The organism is Burkholderia sp. Bp8992 (assembly GCF_003853705.1).
Taxonomy (GTDB): domain Bacteria; phylum Pseudomonadota; class Gammaproteobacteria; order Burkholderiales; family Burkholderiaceae; genus Burkholderia.
Genome location: NZ_QTQI01000027.1, coordinates 56,437 through 73,364 on the forward strand (window position 1 = coordinate 56,437; position 16,928 = coordinate 73,364).

Consider the following 16,928-nt stretch of genomic DNA (forward strand, 5'->3'; position numbering starts at 1 on the left):
CTCCGCAATAGGGTAGGGCTCACGCGTTCACGCGCTCATGCACTCATGCACTCAACCGGTCGACGATCGCGCGCAGCGACTCGTAGCCCTTTTTCGCATACGCATAGCTCGGCGCGACGGCCGGATCCTGCTCGGCCTCGACGACGAGCCAGCCTTCGTAGCCGGCGTCCTTCAGCGTGCGCAGCGTCGCGTCGTAATCGAGCGCGCCGTCGCCGGGCACCGTGAACGTGCCGTTGATCACGCCGTTCAGGAAGCTCCAGCCGCCGTTGCGCGCCTGCGTGACGACCTGCGGCCGCACGTCCTTGCAATGCACGTGCGCGACGCGCGCCACGTGCTTCTTCAGCAGCGTGACGGGGTCGGCCGCGCCGCCGAAATAGGCATGGCCCGTGTCGAACAGCAGGAACACCTTCGCCGGGTCGGTCAGCGCCATCAGGCGGTCGACGTCGTCGGGCGACTCGACGTACGCGCCCATGTGGTGATGGTAGGCGAGCTTGATCCCGTACGTGTCGAGCAGGTGTGCGCCGAACGCGTCGAGGCGTGCCGCATAGCGCCGCCAGGCGTCGTCGTCGACGAAGCGCGGCCGTTTCGCGACCGGCGTGTCGATGCTGCCCTGGATCGTGCCCGCGCATTCGCCGTAGACCACGACCTTCACGTCGTTGAACTGCAGCTTCGTCAGGTGCGCGCGGCAGCGCTCGATCTCCGCCGCGACCGCATCGGCGTCGCTCATGCCCGGCGCGACTTCCGCGAGGAAGCCCGAATACCAGCCCGACACGCACACGAGGCCGAACTCGGCGAGCTTCGCCTTCAGCTCGGGGCCCGTCTTCGGAAACTTGTTGCCGAGCTCGAAGCCCGCATAGCCGATTTCGGCGCCTTCCTTCAGTGCCGTTTCGAGCGGTGTCTCGCCGCCGAGCGACGGCAGGTCGTCGTTCATCCACGACAGGGGATTGATGCCGATGCGGACGTTCCAGCTCATGAGGTGCTTCCTTGGTTCGGATGATGTGGGTGCAGGGCGTGGTCTTCGTGGCGCAGCGTGCGCGCTCAGCGCCGCTGCCGCGTTTTCGCGTCGAGATACGCGCGGTGTGCCGCTTCGACGCCGGTGCGTTCGGATACCTGCGGCAACGCGACCTCCCACCACGCGCCGCCGTCGTCGGTCGTGCGCCGGTGCGTGGTGTCGATCACGAGCACCTGGCTCTTCTTCGCCGCGCGGGCGCGTGTCATCTCGTGACGCAATTCGACGACGTCGCGCACGTGCACGGCTTCGGCGCCCATCGCACGCGCATGCATCGCGAAATCGATCGTCGAGCGCTCGCCGCCTTCGGGCACGCAGTCGTCGAGCATGTTGTTGAAGCTTGCGCCGCCGCAATTGAGTTGCAGCCGCTCGATGCAGCCGTAGCCGCGGTTGTCGAGGATCACGACGATGATCTTGCGGCCGAGCATCACCGACGTCGCGAGCTCCGCGTTGAGCATCATGTACGAGCCGTCGCCGACGATCACGATCACTTCGCGCTCGGGCCGCGCGAGCTTCGCGCCGAGGCCGCCTGCCACTTCGTAGCCCATGCACGAGTACGCATAGTCCATGTGGTAATTGCCCGGCACGCCGCTGCGCCACAGCTTGTGCAGTTCGGCCGGCAGCGTGCCGGCCGCGCAGACGACGAGGTCGTCGCGTGCGCTGTCGCGTCCGGCGTCGGCCGCGGAGTCGCGCACCGCGCCGATCACTTCCGCGTCGTACGGCAGCGTGTCCTTCGGAATTCGTGTGGTCAGCTCGGTCACGCGTGCGTTCCACGCGGCGGCCTGATCGCGGTTCGCGGCCGTCCACGCGGGATCGGCGTGCCAGCCGGCCAGCGCGGCCGACAACTGGCCGAGGCCCGTGCGCGCATCGGCAATGAGCTGCCGGCCGCGTTTCTTGCCGGCATCGAACGGCTGCACGTTCAGGCTCAACAGCGTCGCGTCGCCGTAGAGCGCATGCGAGCCGGTCGTGAAATCCTGCAGCCGCGTGCCGACCGCGAACACCACGTCGGCCTGCGCGGCGGCACGGTTGGCGGCGGGCGAACCCGTCACGCCGATCGAGCCGAGGTTCAGCGGGTGATCCCACGCGAGGCTGCCCTTGCCGGCCTGCGATTCGGCGACGGGCACGCCGTGCGTGTCGGCGAACGCACGCAGCGCGTCCCACGCCTGGCTGTACAGCACGCCGCCGCCGGCGACGATCAGCGGCTTCTTCGCGGCCTTCAGCACGTCGAGCGCATCGGCGAGTTCGAGCGCGTCGGCCGGCGGCCGGCGCATCCGGATCACCGGCGGCGCGAAGAAATCCTCGGGCCAGTCGTATGCGAAGGTCTGCACGTCCTGCGGCAGCGCGAGACACACGGGGCCGCACTGCGCGGGATCGGTCATCACCTGGATCGCGCGCGGCAGAGCGACGAGCAGTTGCTCGGGCGACGTGATGCGGTCGAAGTAGCGCGTCACGGGCCGGAAGCAGTCGTTCGCGCTGACGTCGCCCTGTTCGAAATCTTCCACCTGCTGCAGCACGGGGTCGGGCAGCCGCGACACGAACACGTCGCCGGGCAGCAGCAACAGCGGCAGCCGGCCGACGTGCGCGAGCGCGGCCGACGTCAGCATGTTGGTCGCGCCGGGGCCGATGCTCGACGTCGCGGCCATCATCCGCTGGCGGAAGTTCGCTTTCGCGAACGCGACGGCCGCATTGGCCATCCCTTGCTCGTTGTGCGCGCGGAAGGTCGGCAGCCGGTCTTTTTCGGCATGCAGCGCTTCGCCGAGCCCGGCCACGTTGCCGTGGCCGAAGATCGCGAACACGCCGCCGCAGTACGGCAGGATTTCGGTGCGGCCGTCGGGCTGGACGACTTCGGCGCGCAGGGCGGCCAGGTAGCGTACGAGCGCCTGGCTGACGGTCAGTCTCACGGTGGTGGTCATCGTCGGTCGATAGAGAGGAGTCGGGTGGTCGTCACGGGCACGGGCATCAGGCTGCGGCAGCGGCGCGCGCGGCCGCACGGCGGCCGAGCCACGCGTCGACCAGTTGCGTGAAGTTGCCGGCGACTTCGTCGATCAGCGCCTGGTCGTCGATGCGGCCGGCGAACCAGTTCAGCGATGCATCGGCCCACAGCGTGCGCCCGACCATGAAGCCCTTGACGATCGGGTTGGTTGCCGAGCGGAAGCTGTCGACGAGGTATTGCAGCGGCTGGTTCAGGCCGAGGATCACCGCGCCGCGGCAGTGCGGGTCGCGCTCGGCGATCAGCGCGGCGAGCCGGGTCCAGCCGTCTGCGCTCAGCGGCGTGAGCTTCCACCATTCGGGCTTCACGCCGAGGTTGTAGAAGCGCGCGACCGTGCGCAGCACCGCGTCGTCCTCGGTGCCGGCCGGCGTGACCGCGCGCGGCGGAATCATTTCGAGCAGCAGCTCGTTGCCGCTGGCGCGCGTGGCTTCCCACAGTTCCAGCACGCGCTGCTCCTGCTCGACGCGCAGGTCGACGTCGTCGTCCGGGTGATAGTGGACGAGGCATTTCACGACCTGTTCGGTCGGCCAGTGCGTGAGCGACGAGCCGACCGAGCGCGTCTCGTCGAAGCGCAGCGGCCGCGAGCCCGGCAGCTCGACCGGGCGGCCGACCCACCAGCCGCGCCCGGTGGCCGACGCGAGTGCGTCGCTGCCGTACGCGCCGCCGTCGATCAGCACGCCGACCTGGCCTTCGAGATGACGCTCGCGCTCGACCTGCTCGACCGCGCGCACGAGCAGCCGCTTCAGCGTCTTGATGCGCGCTTCGTCCGCGCCGGCCTGCACCGCGAGTTCGTAGAACTGGCTGCGATGGTCGAACGCCATCACGCACAGGTCGTCCCAGTCGCGGCGGGGCACCGTCACGCGGTGCAGGTGGGCGAGCGTGCGGTCGGCATCGACCACCGGATTGCGGCTGCCGTCGAACCAGTGTGCGAGTTCGGCCGGCGTCGGCATCGCGGCCGAGCACGCGTGGCGCGACACGACGATCGCGCCGCACGCGTTCGCGATGCGCGTCGCGTCGGCCCAGTCGCTCCCGCGCAGCAGCCCCGACAGCAGGCCCGACAGGAATGCGTCGCCCGCGCCGAGCACGTTGAGGACCTCGACGCGCTCGCCGAGGAAGGTCGGTGCAGCGTCGATGCCGGCCGGAATGTCGCCTTCGATCACGCAGCAGCCGAGCGCGCCGCGCTTGACGACGAGCGTCGCGTTCGTGATCGCGCGCACCGCCTGCAACGAGCCGATCAGGTCGTGCGGCACGCCGCCCGCGATCAGGAATTCCTCTTCGGTACCGACCAGCAGGTCGAATTCGCCGAGCACCTGCTGCAGCTGCCGCGTCACCTGCGCATCGGGCACGTAGCGGTTCTCGCCGGCGCCGCGCGCGGTGAGTCCCCACAGCACCGGCCGATAGTCGATGTCCAGGATGCGGACGGCACCGTGGCGGCGCGCATACGTCAACGCAGTCAGCGACGCCTCGCGCGTGCCCGGCGTCGACAGGTGCGTGCCGGTGATCGCGAGTGCGCGGCAACCGGCGATGAAGTCCTCGCTGATCTCGTCGGCGCGCACGGCCATGTCCGCGCAGTTCTCGCGCACGAACAGCAGCGGGAAGGTGTCGCGATCCTTCAGCCCGAGCAGCACCAGCGCGGTGAGGCGCTCACGGTCGGTCTGCAGCTGGCTCGTGTCGCAGCCTTCGCGCTCGAGCGTCTCGCGCAGGAAGCGGCCCATCTGCTCGTCGCCGACGCGCGAGATCATCGCGGTCTTCAGCCCGAGCCGCGCGACGCCGAACGCGACGTTGCCCGACGAGCCGCCGAGATACATCTGGAAGCTGCGCGCGTCCTCGAGGCGGCTGCCGTACTGCTGCGCATAGAGATCCACGGCCACGCGGCCGAGGCAGGCGAGATCGATGGGGCGGTCACTCGGAAAGTTCAGCTGGCTCATATCACGTGTCACGCTCGCGGCCGGCGGTCGGCGTTGCCGGCAGATTAGGGGACCGATCCTGTGGCGGCTGTCCGCAGCGGGTGCTGCACGACGCGAGACTGCCTGCCGCGGGGAATCGGGCTACGGACGCAGTCTAGACTTTTTGGAAATCCAGTTCCCTAGGTGAAATCACGTAGAAATAAATTTCCAAATTTTCGAGGAAGTGATCTACAGTTTCATCCGGATGCTTCAGTCCCGATCGGACCAGATCGGACTCGGCCCGGCGGCGCGCAACGCGCCGTCTTCCGCCCCCCGGAGATGAGGAGACAGATTGATCATGAAGACCAAGCTGATGGCCGTCGCGGCCGCCGCGATCCTGGCTGCGCCGCTCGCGCATGCCGAGAAGATCGGCGTGACGATGGCATCGTTCGACGACACGTTCCTGACCATCCTGCGCAACAGCATCGCCGATTCGGCGAAGAAGGACGGTGCGACGGTGCAGATCGAGGACGGCGGCAATGACGTCGGCAAGCAGTTGAGCCAGGTCCAGAACATGATCGCGCAGAAGGTCGACGCGATCATCGTGAATCCGGTCGATACCGACGCGACGCCGAAGATCACGAAGATGGTGACCGCGGCGAAGATCCCGCTCATCTACGTGAACCGCAAGCCGGTCGATTTCGACAAGCTGCCGGCCGGCGTCGCGGTCGTCGCCTCCGACGAAAAGCAGTCGGGCACGCTGCAGGCGCGCCAGGTGTGCAAGCTGCTCGGCGGCAAGGGCGACCTCCTGGTGCTGATGGGCGAGCTGTCCAACGAATCGGCGCGCGCCCGCACCAAGGACATCGAGGACGTGATCGCGACGAAGGATTGCTCGGGCATGAAGATCGTCGACAAGCGCGAAGGCAAGTGGAGCCGCACGCAGGGCCAGGACATCACGATGAACTGGCTGAGCTCCGGGACGAAGTTCGACGCGATCGTGTCGAACAACGACGAGATGGCGATCGGCGCGATCAACGCGCTGAAGGCCGCGCGCAAGCTGACACCGAAGACGGTCGTCGCGGGCATCGACGCGACGCCCGACGGGCTCGCGGCGATGAAGGCCGGCGAGCTGAAGGTGTCGGTGTACCAGAACGCGACCGGGCAGGGCGCGCAGGCCGTGGCGGCCGCGCTGAAGCTCGCGAAGAAGCAGCCGGTCGACCGCTACGTGAACGTGCCGTTCGAGCTCGTGACGCCCGAGAACATGAACCAGTACGCCAAGCACTGACCGGCGGTCCGTTGAACTGCGCGGGCCCGGCGCGACCGGGTTCGCGCGCGATTTGTCGAGGAACGTCCATGTTTACAGCCAGGGTCGCGCGCCCGATGGCCGGCGGCGATACACCGACCGCCTCGTCCGGCGGATCGTCCGCCACGCCGGCTTCTCCCGCGGCCGACTGCGTGCTCGAGGTGCGCGGCGTCGGCAAGTCCTTCCCCGGCGTCGTCGCGCTCGACGGCGTGCAGTTCCGCGTGCGCCGCGGCACCGTTCATGCGCTGATGGGCGAGAACGGCGCGGGCAAGTCCACGCTGATGAAAATCATTGCGGGCGTCTACACGCCCGACCAGGGCGAGATCCTGATCAACGGCGAGCCGGTCGTGCTGAACGGTCCGCTCGATGCGCTCGACCGCGGGATCGCGATGATCCACCAGGAACTGAACCTGATGCCGTACATGACGGTCGCGGAGAACATCTGGATCCGCCGCGAACCGAAGAACCGCTTCGGCCTGATCGATCACGCCGAGCTGCGCCGCCGCACGGCCGCGCTGTTCGAGCGGCTGTCGATCGACATCGATCCGGAAACCGATGTGCGCACGCTGACGGTCGCGAGCCGCCAGATGGTCGAGATCGCGAAGGCCGTGTCGTTCGACTCGGACGTGCTGATCATGGACGAGCCGACCTCCGCGCTGACCGACAAGGAAGTCACGCACCTGTTCCGGATCATTCGCCAGCTGCGCGAGCAGGGCAAGGGCATCGTCTACATCACGCACAAGATGAACGAGCTGTTCGAGATCGCCGACGAGTTCTCGGTGTTCCGCGACGGCAAGTACATCGGCACGCACGCGTCGAGCGACGTCACGCGCGACGACATCATCCGCATGATGGTCGGGCGCGAGATCACGCAGATGTTCCCGAAGGAAGACGTGCCGATCGGCGACGTCGTGCTGTCGGTGAAGGATCTCTGCGTCGACGGCGTGTTCCGCGACGTGAGCTTCGAGCTGCGCGCCGGCGAAATTCTCGGCGTCGCGGGCCTCGTCGGCTCGGGGCGCTCGAACGTCGCGGAAGCGCTGTTCGGCGTCGTGCCGGCCACCTCGGGCGAGATCCGCATCGACGGCAAGCCGGTGCGGATCGCGACGCCCGCGCAGGCGATGAAGCATGGCATGGCGTTCCTCACCGAGGATCGCAAGGATTCCGGCTGCTTCCTGAATCTCGACCTGCTCGCGAACATGGAAGCGGCGGTGCTCAGCAACCGCTACGTGAAGTTCAACTTCGTGCAGCACGCGCAATTGAAGCGCGACTGCGAGGAAATGAGCCGGATGCTGCGCGTGAAGTCGCCCGGGCTGCACGAGGAAATCCAGAACCTGTCGGGCGGCAACCAGCAGAAGGTGCTGATCGGCCGCTGGCTCCTCACGCAGCCGCGCATCCTGATCCTCGACGAACCGACGCGCGGCATCGACGTCGGCGCGAAGGCCGAGATCCACCGGCTCGTCAGCGCGCTCGCCGGCAAGGGTGTCGCGGTGCTGATGATCTCGTCGGAAATGCCGGAAGTGCTGGGGATGAGCGATCGCGTGATGGTGATGCACGAAGGGCGCATGACCGGCATCGTCGATCGCAAGGACGCCGACCAGGTCCGCATCATGGATCTCGCGTCGCGCTGAGCCGAAACAAGATTGGAGACAACTGAAATGGGCAACCTGAACCCGGTCGCGGATGCGCAGACCATGACACTCAAGTCGCGGCACACGAAATGGCCGCCCGAGCTGAGCATCTTCCTCGTGCTGGTCGGCATCAGCCTGTTCTTCGAGATCGTCGGCTGGATCGTCGTCGGCCAGAGCTTCCTGTTCAATGCCGAGCGGCTCGAGATCATCGTGCTGCAGATGGCCGTGATCGGCATCATCGCGGTCGGCGTGAACCTCGTGATCATCACCAGCGGGATCGACCTGTCGTCGGGGTCGGTCGTCGCGGCCGCGGCCGTCGTGTCGGCGAGCCTCGCGCAGGTGTCCGATTTCCCGCGCGCGGTGTTTCCGCACCTCACTGATCTGCCGATCATCTGGCCCGTGCTGGCCGGCGTGTGCGTCGGGCTGCTGGTCGGGCTGCTGAATGGCTCGCTGATCGCGATGACGGGCATCCCGCCGTTCATCGCGACCCTCGGCACGATGGTCGCCGCGCGCGGCTTCGCGAAGTGGTTCACCAACGGGATGCCGGTGTCGATGCTGACCGACCAGTTCGCGGCCATCGGCGCGGGCGCCAATCCGGTGATCATCTTTGTCGTGATCGCCGCGATCTTCCACGTCGTGCTGCGCTACACGCGCTTCGGCAAGTACACCTACGCGATCGGCGCGAACCGCCACGCGGCCGTCGTGTCGGGCATCAACGTCACGCGGCACCTGATCTTCGTCTATGCGATCGCGGGCCTGTTGAGCGGCATCGCGGGCACCGTGACGGCCGCGCGTGCGATTTCCGGCCAGTCGGGCATGGGCGTGATGTACGAGCTCGATGCGATCGCGGCCGTCGTGATCGGCGGCACGTCGCTGTCGGGCGGCCTCGGCCGTGTGACAGGCACTGTGATCGGCGTGCTGATCCTCGGCGTGATGACGTCGGGCTTCACGTTCATCCGCATCGACGCGTATTACCAGGAGATGGTGAAGGGCGCGATCATCGTCGCGGCCGTGATCGCCGACCAGTACCGCAACAAGAAGTCGCGTCGCTGAGCGCGCGCGTGAGCCCCGAATCTCCCTTCACGAAGGACACCCGATGAAGATCGCGCTGGACCCCTACATGATTCGCCACCTGCCGCTCGACCGGCTGCCGCACGCGGTGGCCGAGCTCGGCTACGACCAGATCGAGCTGTCGCCGCGCAGCGACTTTCTCGACTGGTGGGTGATGCCGCGTGCGACGCGCGAGCGCATGGCCGCGTTCCGCCAGGCGATGCGCGCGAGCGGCGTCGGCCTCGCGTCCCTGCAGCCGATGTACCGCTGGGCGAGCCCGTTCGAGGACGAGCGGCAATGGGCCGTACGCTGCTGGAAGAAGGCGATCGAGGTGGCGGTCGAGATGGAGTGCACGCTGATGGTGTCGGAGTTCGGCCGTGGTGCGTCGCCCGAGCGTTCGGTCGGCGAGCGGCCGGGCGCGAACCCGAAGGAGCTGTGCGAGGCCGCGTGGTTCCGCTCGATGGACGAACTGCTGCCGATTCTCGAGCGCGAACGCATCGTGCTGTCGGTCGAGCCGCATCCGGAAGACTGGATAGAGCAGCTGCAGCCGGCGATCGACATCGTCACGAACCTCGCTTCGCCGTCGCTGAAGCTGTCGTATATCGCGCCGCACACGTTCTACTACGGCGACGACATGGCCGCGATGATCGCGGCCGCCGCGCCGATCCTCGCGCACGTGCGCGTAGCCGACACGTTCGACCACCGCAAGAGCAGCCAGCTGCGCTACATCGTGAACCCGCCCGGCTCGAACCAGATCCGCGTGCACCAGCACCTCGACATCGGGCAGGGCGAGATCGACTGGGACGTGTTTTTCCGCGCGCTCGGCGCGGCCGGCTTCGACGGCGTGATGTCGTCGTGCGTGTTCGCGTGGGAAGACCGCGCGGAAGCGTCGTCGCGCTACATGCGCGACGAGATCCAGCGCTACGTCGATCGCCATTTCGATCGCGCCGCGCGCTGACCGCTGACCGATTGCTGACCGGCGCGGCACGGGCCGCGCCGCTGATGAACGACTGGAGACTCGTAGATGACCTTGCAAATCGGCGTGATCGGCTGCGGCGCGATCGGCCAGGACCATATCCGCAGACTGACCCGCACGCTGTCCGGTGCGCGCGTCGTGGCCGTCAACGACATCGATCCGCAGCAGGCGCGCGACGCGGTGACGAAATACGGGCTCGACGCCGAGATCTACGGCGACGGCCACGAAGTGGTCGCGGCCGCCGACGTGCAGGCCGTGCTCGTCACGTCGTGGGGGCCGACGCACGAAGCGTTCGTGCTCGACGCGATCGCGCACGGCAAGCCGGTGTTCTGCGAGAAGCCCTTGGCCGTCACGGCCGACGGCTGCATGCGGATCGTCGAAGCCGAAGTCGCGCACGGCAAGCGGCTCGTGCAGGTCGGCTTCATGCGGCCGTACGACGAAGGCTATCGCGCGCTGAAGCGCGTGATCGACAGCGGCCAGATCGGCGCGCCGCTGATGCTGCATTGCGCGCACCGCAACCAGTCGGTCGGCGAGCGCTACACGACCGACATGGCGATCACCGACACGCTGATCCACGAACTCGACGTGCTGCGCTGGCTGCTCGGCGAGGATTACACGAGCGCGCAGGTCGTCTATCCGAAGAATACGCGCCATGCGAGCGCGCATCTCGCCGATCCGCAGATCGTGCTGCTCGAAACCGCGAGCGGCGTGCGCATCGATGTCGAGATCTTCGTGAACTGCCAGTACGGCTACGACATCCAGTGCGAGGTGGTCGGCGAGCAGGGCATCGCGAAGCTGCCCGATCCGCCGGCCGTCGGGCTCAAGCATGCGGCGCGGCAGTCGGTCGAGATCATGACCGACTGGAAGGAGCGCTTCATCGCGTCGTACGACGTCGAGCTGCAGGCTTTTATCGACGGCGTGCGGCAGGGCGCGCTGACCGGCCCGTCCGCGTGGGACGGCTATGCGGCGGCGGTCGCGGCCGACGCATGCGTGCGGGCACAGCAGAGCGGCGCGGTCGAGGCGATCGCGATGGCCGATCGTCCCGCGTTCTATCGCGGCTGACCCACGGCTTGCCTGCCGCTTGCTTACCGGACCGACCGACATGACGATGAAGATTGGCTGCGCCCCGTGCTGCTGGGGCGTCGACGACGTGAAGAACCCGCATCTGCCGCCGTGGCGGCACGTGCTCGCCGAGGCCGCGCAGGCCGGCTACTCGGGCATCGAGCTCGGGCCGTACGGCTACATCCCGCTCGACCTCGACGTGGTGAGCGCCGAGCTCGACCGCCAGCGCCTGAGCATCACGGCCGGCACGATCTTCGACGATCTTGTATCGCCGGAGAACCTGCCGAACCTGCTGCGCCAGACGCGCGACATCTGTGCGCTGATCACGCGGCTGCCGAAGCTGCCGACGCAGGACGGCCAGCGCTACGCGGCGCCGTACCTGGTCGTGATGGACTGGGGCCACGAGGAACGCGACTACGCGGCCGGCCACGGCGACCGCGCGCCGCGTTTGTCCGACGAGCGCTGGGCGCGGATGGTCGACCATATCCGGCAGATCGCGACGATCGCACGCGACGAGTTCGGCGTGCGCGCGGTGATTCATCCGCACGCGGGCGGCTATATCGAGTTCGCGGACGAGATCGACCGGATCGTCGGCGATATTGCGGCCGACACGGCCGGCCTGTGTCTCGACACCGGCCACCTGTACTACTCGGGCATGGACCCGGAATCGTGGTTGCGCCGCCATGCGGCGCGTCTCGACTACGTGCATTTCAAGGACATCGACGCAGCGGTATACGACGCGGTGATGGGCGAGCACATCGCGTTCTTCGCCGCCTGCGCGCGCGGCGTGATGTGCCCGATCGGCACCGGCGTGCTCGACTACCCGGCGATCCGCCGCGCGCTCACCGACATCGGCTATGCCGGCTACATCACGATCGAGCAGGAGCGCGACCCGCGCAACGCCGGCACGAGCCTGCGCGACGTTGCCGCGAGCCGCGCGTTTCTCGCGTCGGCCGGCTTTGCATGACCCAAGAACCACTGAACCCGCACCAGGAACACCACCATCATGATTGACGGACAGATTCTGCTTGGACATTCGATTCGCTGGGGCATGGTCGGCGGCGGGCTCGGCAGCCAGATCGGCTACAGCCACCGGTCGGCCGCGCTGCGCGACGGCAGCTTCCAGCTGGTTGCCGGCGCATTCGATATCGATCCCGAGCGCGGCCGCCAGTTCGGCGTGAAGCTCGGCGTCGCGGCCGAGCGCTGCTATCCCGACTACGCGACGATGTTCGACGCCGAGGCACGCCGCCCGGACGGCATCCGTGCGGTATCGATCGCGACGCCGAACAACACGCACTTCGAGATTTGCCGCGCCGCGCTGAACGCGGGGCTGCACGTGGTCTGCGAGAAGCCGCTGTGCTTCACGACCGAGGAGGCCGAGGCGCTGCAGCGGCTGGCGGTCGAGAAGAACCGGATCGTCGGCGTCGCGTACGGCTACTCGGGACACCAGATGATCGAGCAGGCGCGCGAGATGATCGCGCGCGGCGACCTCGGCGAGATCCGCATCGTGCAGATGCAGTTCGCGCACGGCTTCCACAGCGAAGGCGTCGAGGCCGCGAGCGCGGCCGCGCGCTGGCGCGTCGATCCGAAGTTCGCGGGCCCGAGCTACGTGCTCGGCGACATCGGCACGCATCCGCTGTACATCTCCGAAGTGATGGTGCCCGAGCTGAAGATCAAGCGGCTGATGTGTTCGCGGCAGAGCTTCGTGAAGAGCCGTGCACCGCTCGAGGACAACGCGTTCACGATCATGGAGTACGACACCGGCGCAGTCGGTTACGTATGGTCGAGCGCGGTGAACGCCGGCTCGATGCACGGCCAGAAGGTGCGCGTGATCGGCTCGAAGGCGAGCATCGAATGGTGGGACGAGCATCCGAACCAGCTGCGTTACGAAGTGCAGGGGCAGCCCGCGCAGGTGCTCGATCGCGGGATGGGCTACCTGTATCCGCAGGCGCTGCGCGAGGACCGCATCGGCGCCGGGCATCCGGAAGGGCTGTTCGAGGCATGGTCTAACCTCTACGCGCGCTTCGCGCTCGCGATGGATGCGGCCGATCGCGGTGACGCCGAGGCCCTGAAGCAGATCCGTTATCCGGACGTTCACGCAGGCGTGGAAGGGGTCCGCTGGGTCGAGAACTGCGTGCGCTCGGCCGACGCGGGCAGCGTGTGGGTCGACTATCGCTGAGCAGGGCAGGGCCGGCGGCGGGGGGCGACGTCACGTTGCGCACCGACCGCCGGCCTCGGTACACGCCCTAATCTTTACGACGCCGCGAGCGCGTTGGACAATCGCTTCCAGTCTTGCCGTGGAGCGTGTGCAAGTGATGATCGAGCGCGTGGGAGCGAGCGTGCGGCGCGGGCCGTGCCGCAAACGTGTTTAAATTCGCCCTTCATGCATGGTTCCAGTCGAGCCCCGGGCCGCGTCCGCCAGCGTCGCGTGCGCATCGGGGCCGTCAACTTCGCGCTATCCGATGAGTTCATCCGAGAAACCTCCCGCCACCGTCGAGCAGTTCCTGCAGCACCTGACGCAGGAGTACGACTGCCTCAGCAATCGCCTGAAGGTGATTGCGCGCCACGTGGAAACGCATCGGGACCAGCTTGGCCTGGAAGGCATCCAGTCGCTCGCGGAGGCGTGCGGCGTCCAGCCGTCGGCCGTCGTGCGCTTCGCGAAGCACTTCGGCTTCTCCGGCTTCTCCGAGATGCAGCGGCTGTTCCGCGAAGGGCTCGCGCAGCAGATTGCGCCGGGGCGTGCGTACAACCTGCGGCTGCGCGACGTGATCGAAGCGGGCTCGTCGAGCCTGCAGCCCGAACAGATCGCCGACGAATTCATCAAGGGCAGCATTGCCGGGATGCAGCAGCTGCGGCAGACGCTCGATTCGCAGGCGCTCGCGCAGGCCGTCGATCTGCTCGCCGACACGCAGGCGATCTGGATTGCCGGCTCGCGGCGCGCGTTTCCGATCGCCGTGTATCTCGACTATGCGTTGCAGCACACGGACAAGCGCATCGGCCTGTTCAGCGCGCTCGGCAGCATGCACCTCGGGCAGATCCGCTCGGTGCGCGAGGGCGACGTGATGATCGTGATTTCGTTCATGCCGTATGCGGAGGAAACCGTGCAGGTCGCGCAGCTGGCCGTGCAGCGCGGCGCACGCGTGATCGCGATCACCGACAGCCGGATGAGCCCGCTCGCGCGGGAGGCCGAGGTGATGCTGATGGTGCAGGACAGCGAGACGTTCGGCTTTCGCGCGCTGACGGCCACGATGGGTCTCGCGCAGAGCCTGTTCGTCGCGCTCGCGTACCGGCTCGAGCTGTCGTACCTGCCGACCGCCGACGGCGCGCACGGCTCGAAAGCCGGCTGACCTCGACTGCCGGCGTGCCGCCCGCGACTTCGATCGGCGGGCGGCACGCCGGCGGGCTTACTTCGCGGTCGGCATCGCGAATTCGGCACCCTTGCCGATGCTCGACGACCAGCGCTGCATCACCGATTTCTGGCGCGTGTAGAAGCGCACGCCTTCCTCGCCGTACGCGTGCATGTCGCCGAACAGGCTCTTCTTCCAGCCGCCGAAGCCGTGCCACGCCATCGGCACGGGGATCGGCACGTTGATGCCGACCATGCCGACCTGGATGCGCTGCGCGAATTCGCGTGCGATGCCGCCGTCGCTCGTGAAGCACGACACGCCGTTGCCGAATTCGTGCGCGTTGATCAGGTCGACCGCTTCGCCGAAATCCTTCACGCGCACGCAGCCGAGCACGGGCCCGAAGATCTCTTCCTTGTAGATCCGCATGTCGGGGCGCACGTGATCGAACAGCGTGCCGCCGGTGAAGAAGCCGGCCTCGCGGCCCGGCACGCGCAGCCCGCGGCCGTCGACCACCAGTTGCGCGCCTTCGTTCACGCCTTGCTCGATATAGCCTTCGATGCGCTTCAGCGCCTCGCCGGTGACGATCGGGCCCATCTCGACTTCCGGCGACATGCCGTCGCCGATCACCAGCCGGCGTGCGCGCTCGGCCACCGCCGGCACGATCTTGTCTGCCACGTCGCCGACCAGCACCGCGATGCTGATCGCCATGCAGCGCTCGCCGGCCGAGCCGTACGCGGCGCCGATCAGCGCGTCGACGGCCTGTTCGAGGTTCGCATCGGGCATCACGACCAGGTGGTTCTTCGCGCCGCCGAGCGCCTGCACGCGCTTGCCCGACTGCACCGCGCGCTGCTGCACGTAGGCCGCGATCGGCGTCGAGCCGACGAAGCTGACGGCCTGCACGTCGGGGTGGTCGAGCAGCGCGTCGACCGCGCCCTTGTCGCCCTGCACGACGTTGAACACGCCGGCCGGCAGCCCGGCCTGCGTGAGCAGGTCGGCAATGAACAGCGCGGCCGACGGGTCGCGCTCGCTCGGCTTCAGCACGAACGTGTTGCCCGTCGCGATCGCGACCGGGAACATCCAGCACGGCACCATGCACGGGAAGTTGAACGGCGTGATGCCCGCGACGACGCCGAGCGGCTGGCGCATCGTCCAGTTGTCGATGCCGGTGCTGACCTGGTCGGTGAAGTCGCCTTTCAGCAGTTGCGGCACGCCGCATGCGAATTCGATGATGTCGATGCCGCGCGCGACTTCGCCCTGCGCGTCGGAGAACACCTTGCCGTGCTCGGCCGTGATGATTGCCGCGAGCGTGTCGCGGTGTTCGTTCATCAGCTGCAGGAAGCGGTGCAGCACGCGTGCGCGGCGGATCGGCGGCGTCGCGGCCCAGGCGGGGAACGCGGCGTGGGCCGACGCGACGGCCCGCTGCACTTCGCTGTCGTCGGCGAGCGCGACGCGGCGCACCGCGCGGCCGAGCGACGGGTTGAGGACGTCCTGGAAGCGGCCGCTGCGGCCGGCAACGGGCGCGCCGTCGACATAGTGGCCGACGTCGGCGTCGGACGTATACGCGGGAACCGGATTCATCGTGTCTCCTGGGGATGAGGGGGAACAGGATCCAGTCTAGGGAAACCGGCAGGGCGGGAGAAGACCGCGAAACTTGATTCACTGTTCAGAATTCTGAATAATTAATGGATGAATCAGCAAAATGTCCAGGCGCTCTGGCCGCATATCCATTCGCTGACGGTGCTGGCCGCGGCCGGCAGTTTCACGGCTGCCGCGCAGCGGCTCGGCATCAGCAAGGCCGCGATGAGCCAGCGCATCGCCGATCTCGAAAAGGCGGCCGGCGTGCCGCTCGTGCGCCGCACGACACGCAGCGTGCGTCTTACCGATGCGGGCCAGACGCTCGTCGACAGCACGCGCGATGCGTTCGAGTCGATCGGGCAGCATTTCGCGCGTGTGAAGGATCTGGCCGGCGAGCCGCGCGGCCTGCTGCGCCTGACGGTGCCGGTCGCGCTCGGCCGCCAGCAGGTCGTGCCGCACCTGCCCGAATTCCTGCGGCAGCATCCGGGCGTGCAGATCGAGCTCGACCTGTCGGACCGGCTGCATTCGCTGACGCAGGAGGGTTTCGACCTCGCGATTCGGCATACGACCACCGCGCCGCAGACCCACGTCGCGTGGAAGCTGTGCGACACGCGCTCGCTGCTGGTCGCGAGCCGCGCCTATCTCGACGCGCGGGGCGCCCCGCGCCATCCGAACGAGCTCGTCGATCACAGCTGCCTGTGCTACCTGCGCGACAACGAGCCGGCCGCCTGGAGCTTCGAGTTGCACGGCAGGCGGCGCGAGCGCGTCAGCGTGCCGGTGCGCGGCAGCTTCGCGGCGAACAACAGCGAGGCGATGCGCGAGGCCGCGCTCGGCGGGCTCGGCATCGCGCTGCTGCCGGATTTCAGCGCGCAGCGCGACCTCGACGCCGGCCGGCTCGTCGCGCTGCTCGACGGCTGGCGGCCGTCGGGCGCGTTCGGCGACCACATCTTCGCGATCCGCCCGTACAGCCCGGTCGTGCCGAGCGCGGTGCGCGCGCTCGTGCGGCACCTGCGCGAGCGGCTCGCGGGCGGCTTTTCCGGCGCGTGAGCGCGGCCCCGCGTGCGCCGCGCCACGGGCTGCCCGGGCAGGCGCGGCGGCGCTG

Annotated in this window: 13 protein-coding genes; 9 read left to right on the forward strand and 4 right to left on the reverse strand. The window is 68.1% G+C overall.

The genetic code is table 11. The annotated features are described in order from the left end of the window. Positions 1 to 43: 43 nt before the first annotated feature. The 3 genes from iolE to iolC form a co-directional block, all read right to left on the reverse strand. Positions 44 to 973 (reverse strand): myo-inosose-2 dehydratase, encoded by a 930-nt coding sequence (iolE, locus tag DIE03_RS30585; protein ID WP_124455952.1) that lies wholly within the window; start codon positions 971 to 973, stop codon positions 44 to 46. 65 nt (positions 974 to 1,038) lie between these two features. Beyond that, positions 1,039 to 2,922 carry a 3D-(3,5/4)-trihydroxycyclohexane-1,2-dione acylhydrolase (decyclizing) gene (gene iolD, locus DIE03_RS30590; protein ID WP_124455953.1) on the reverse strand — a complete coding sequence of 628 codons (1,884 nt, stop codon included), beginning with the start codon at positions 2,920 to 2,922 and terminating at the stop codon, positions 1,039 to 1,041. A gap of 46 nt (positions 2,923 to 2,968) precedes the next feature. After that, on the reverse strand, positions 2,969 to 4,927 hold the full coding sequence (iolC, locus tag DIE03_RS30595) for a bifunctional 5-dehydro-2-deoxygluconokinase/5-dehydro-2-deoxyphosphogluconate aldolase (protein WP_124455954.1): 1,959 nt from the start codon (positions 4,925 to 4,927) through the stop codon (positions 2,969 to 2,971). A gap of 316 nt (positions 4,928 to 5,243) precedes the next feature. Between iolC and DIE03_RS30600 the strand changes: the two genes are divergently transcribed. The 8 genes from DIE03_RS30600 (at position 5,244) to DIE03_RS30635 (ending at position 14,251) form a co-directional block, all read left to right on the forward strand. Next, on the forward strand, positions 5,244 to 6,170 hold the full coding sequence (locus DIE03_RS30600; protein ID WP_124455955.1) for a sugar ABC transporter substrate-binding protein: 927 nt from the start codon (positions 5,244 to 5,246) through the stop codon (positions 6,168 to 6,170). A 68-nt stretch (positions 6,171 to 6,238) separates the two neighbouring features. After that, a complete protein-coding gene (locus DIE03_RS30605) occupies positions 6,239 to 7,816 on the forward strand; it encodes a sugar ABC transporter ATP-binding protein (protein WP_124455956.1) in 1,578 nt (525 codons plus the stop codon). A gap of 27 nt (positions 7,817 to 7,843) precedes the next feature. After that, entirely contained in the window at positions 7,844 to 8,869 is a 1,026-nt protein-coding gene (locus DIE03_RS30610; RefSeq protein WP_124455986.1) for an ABC transporter permease, read from the forward strand. Positions 8,870 to 8,912: 43 nt separating this feature from the next. Beyond that, entirely contained in the window at positions 8,913 to 9,824 is a 912-nt protein-coding gene (locus tag DIE03_RS30615) for a sugar phosphate isomerase/epimerase family protein (protein ID WP_124455957.1), read from the forward strand. Between the two features lie 66 nt (positions 9,825 to 9,890). After that, positions 9,891 to 10,904, forward strand: coding sequence for a Gfo/Idh/MocA family protein (locus DIE03_RS30620; protein WP_124455958.1), 1,014 nt, complete (start codon positions 9,891 to 9,893; stop codon positions 10,902 to 10,904). Positions 10,905 to 10,944: 40 nt separating this feature from the next. Next, positions 10,945 to 11,871, forward strand: coding sequence for a TIM barrel protein (locus tag DIE03_RS30625; protein WP_124455959.1), 927 nt, complete (start codon positions 10,945 to 10,947; stop codon positions 11,869 to 11,871). Between the two features lie 39 nt (positions 11,872 to 11,910). Further along, a complete protein-coding gene (locus DIE03_RS30630; protein ID WP_124455960.1) occupies positions 11,911 to 13,083 on the forward strand; it encodes a Gfo/Idh/MocA family protein in 1,173 nt (390 codons plus the stop codon). 283 nt (positions 13,084 to 13,366) lie between these two features. Continuing rightward, the gene (locus tag DIE03_RS30635) at positions 13,367 to 14,251 is read left to right on the forward strand and encodes a MurR/RpiR family transcriptional regulator (RefSeq protein WP_124455961.1); all 885 of its coding nucleotides are present in this window, start codon (positions 13,367 to 13,369) and stop codon (positions 14,249 to 14,251) included. A gap of 57 nt (positions 14,252 to 14,308) precedes the next feature. Here DIE03_RS30635 and DIE03_RS30640 read toward each other — a convergent pair whose 3' ends face one another. Further along, positions 14,309 to 15,829: a CoA-acylating methylmalonate-semialdehyde dehydrogenase gene (locus DIE03_RS30640; RefSeq protein ID WP_124455962.1), complete on the reverse strand. Its 1,521-nt coding sequence runs from the start codon at positions 15,827 to 15,829 to the stop codon at positions 14,309 to 14,311. Positions 15,830 to 15,937: 108 nt separating this feature from the next. On the opposite strand from DIE03_RS30640, the gene DIE03_RS30645 reads away from it, so the two are divergent. Then, positions 15,938 to 16,873 carry a LysR family transcriptional regulator gene (locus DIE03_RS30645; RefSeq protein WP_124455963.1) on the forward strand — a complete coding sequence of 312 codons (936 nt, stop codon included), beginning with the start codon at positions 15,938 to 15,940 and terminating at the stop codon, positions 16,871 to 16,873. Positions 16,874 to 16,928 lie beyond the last annotated feature (55 nt).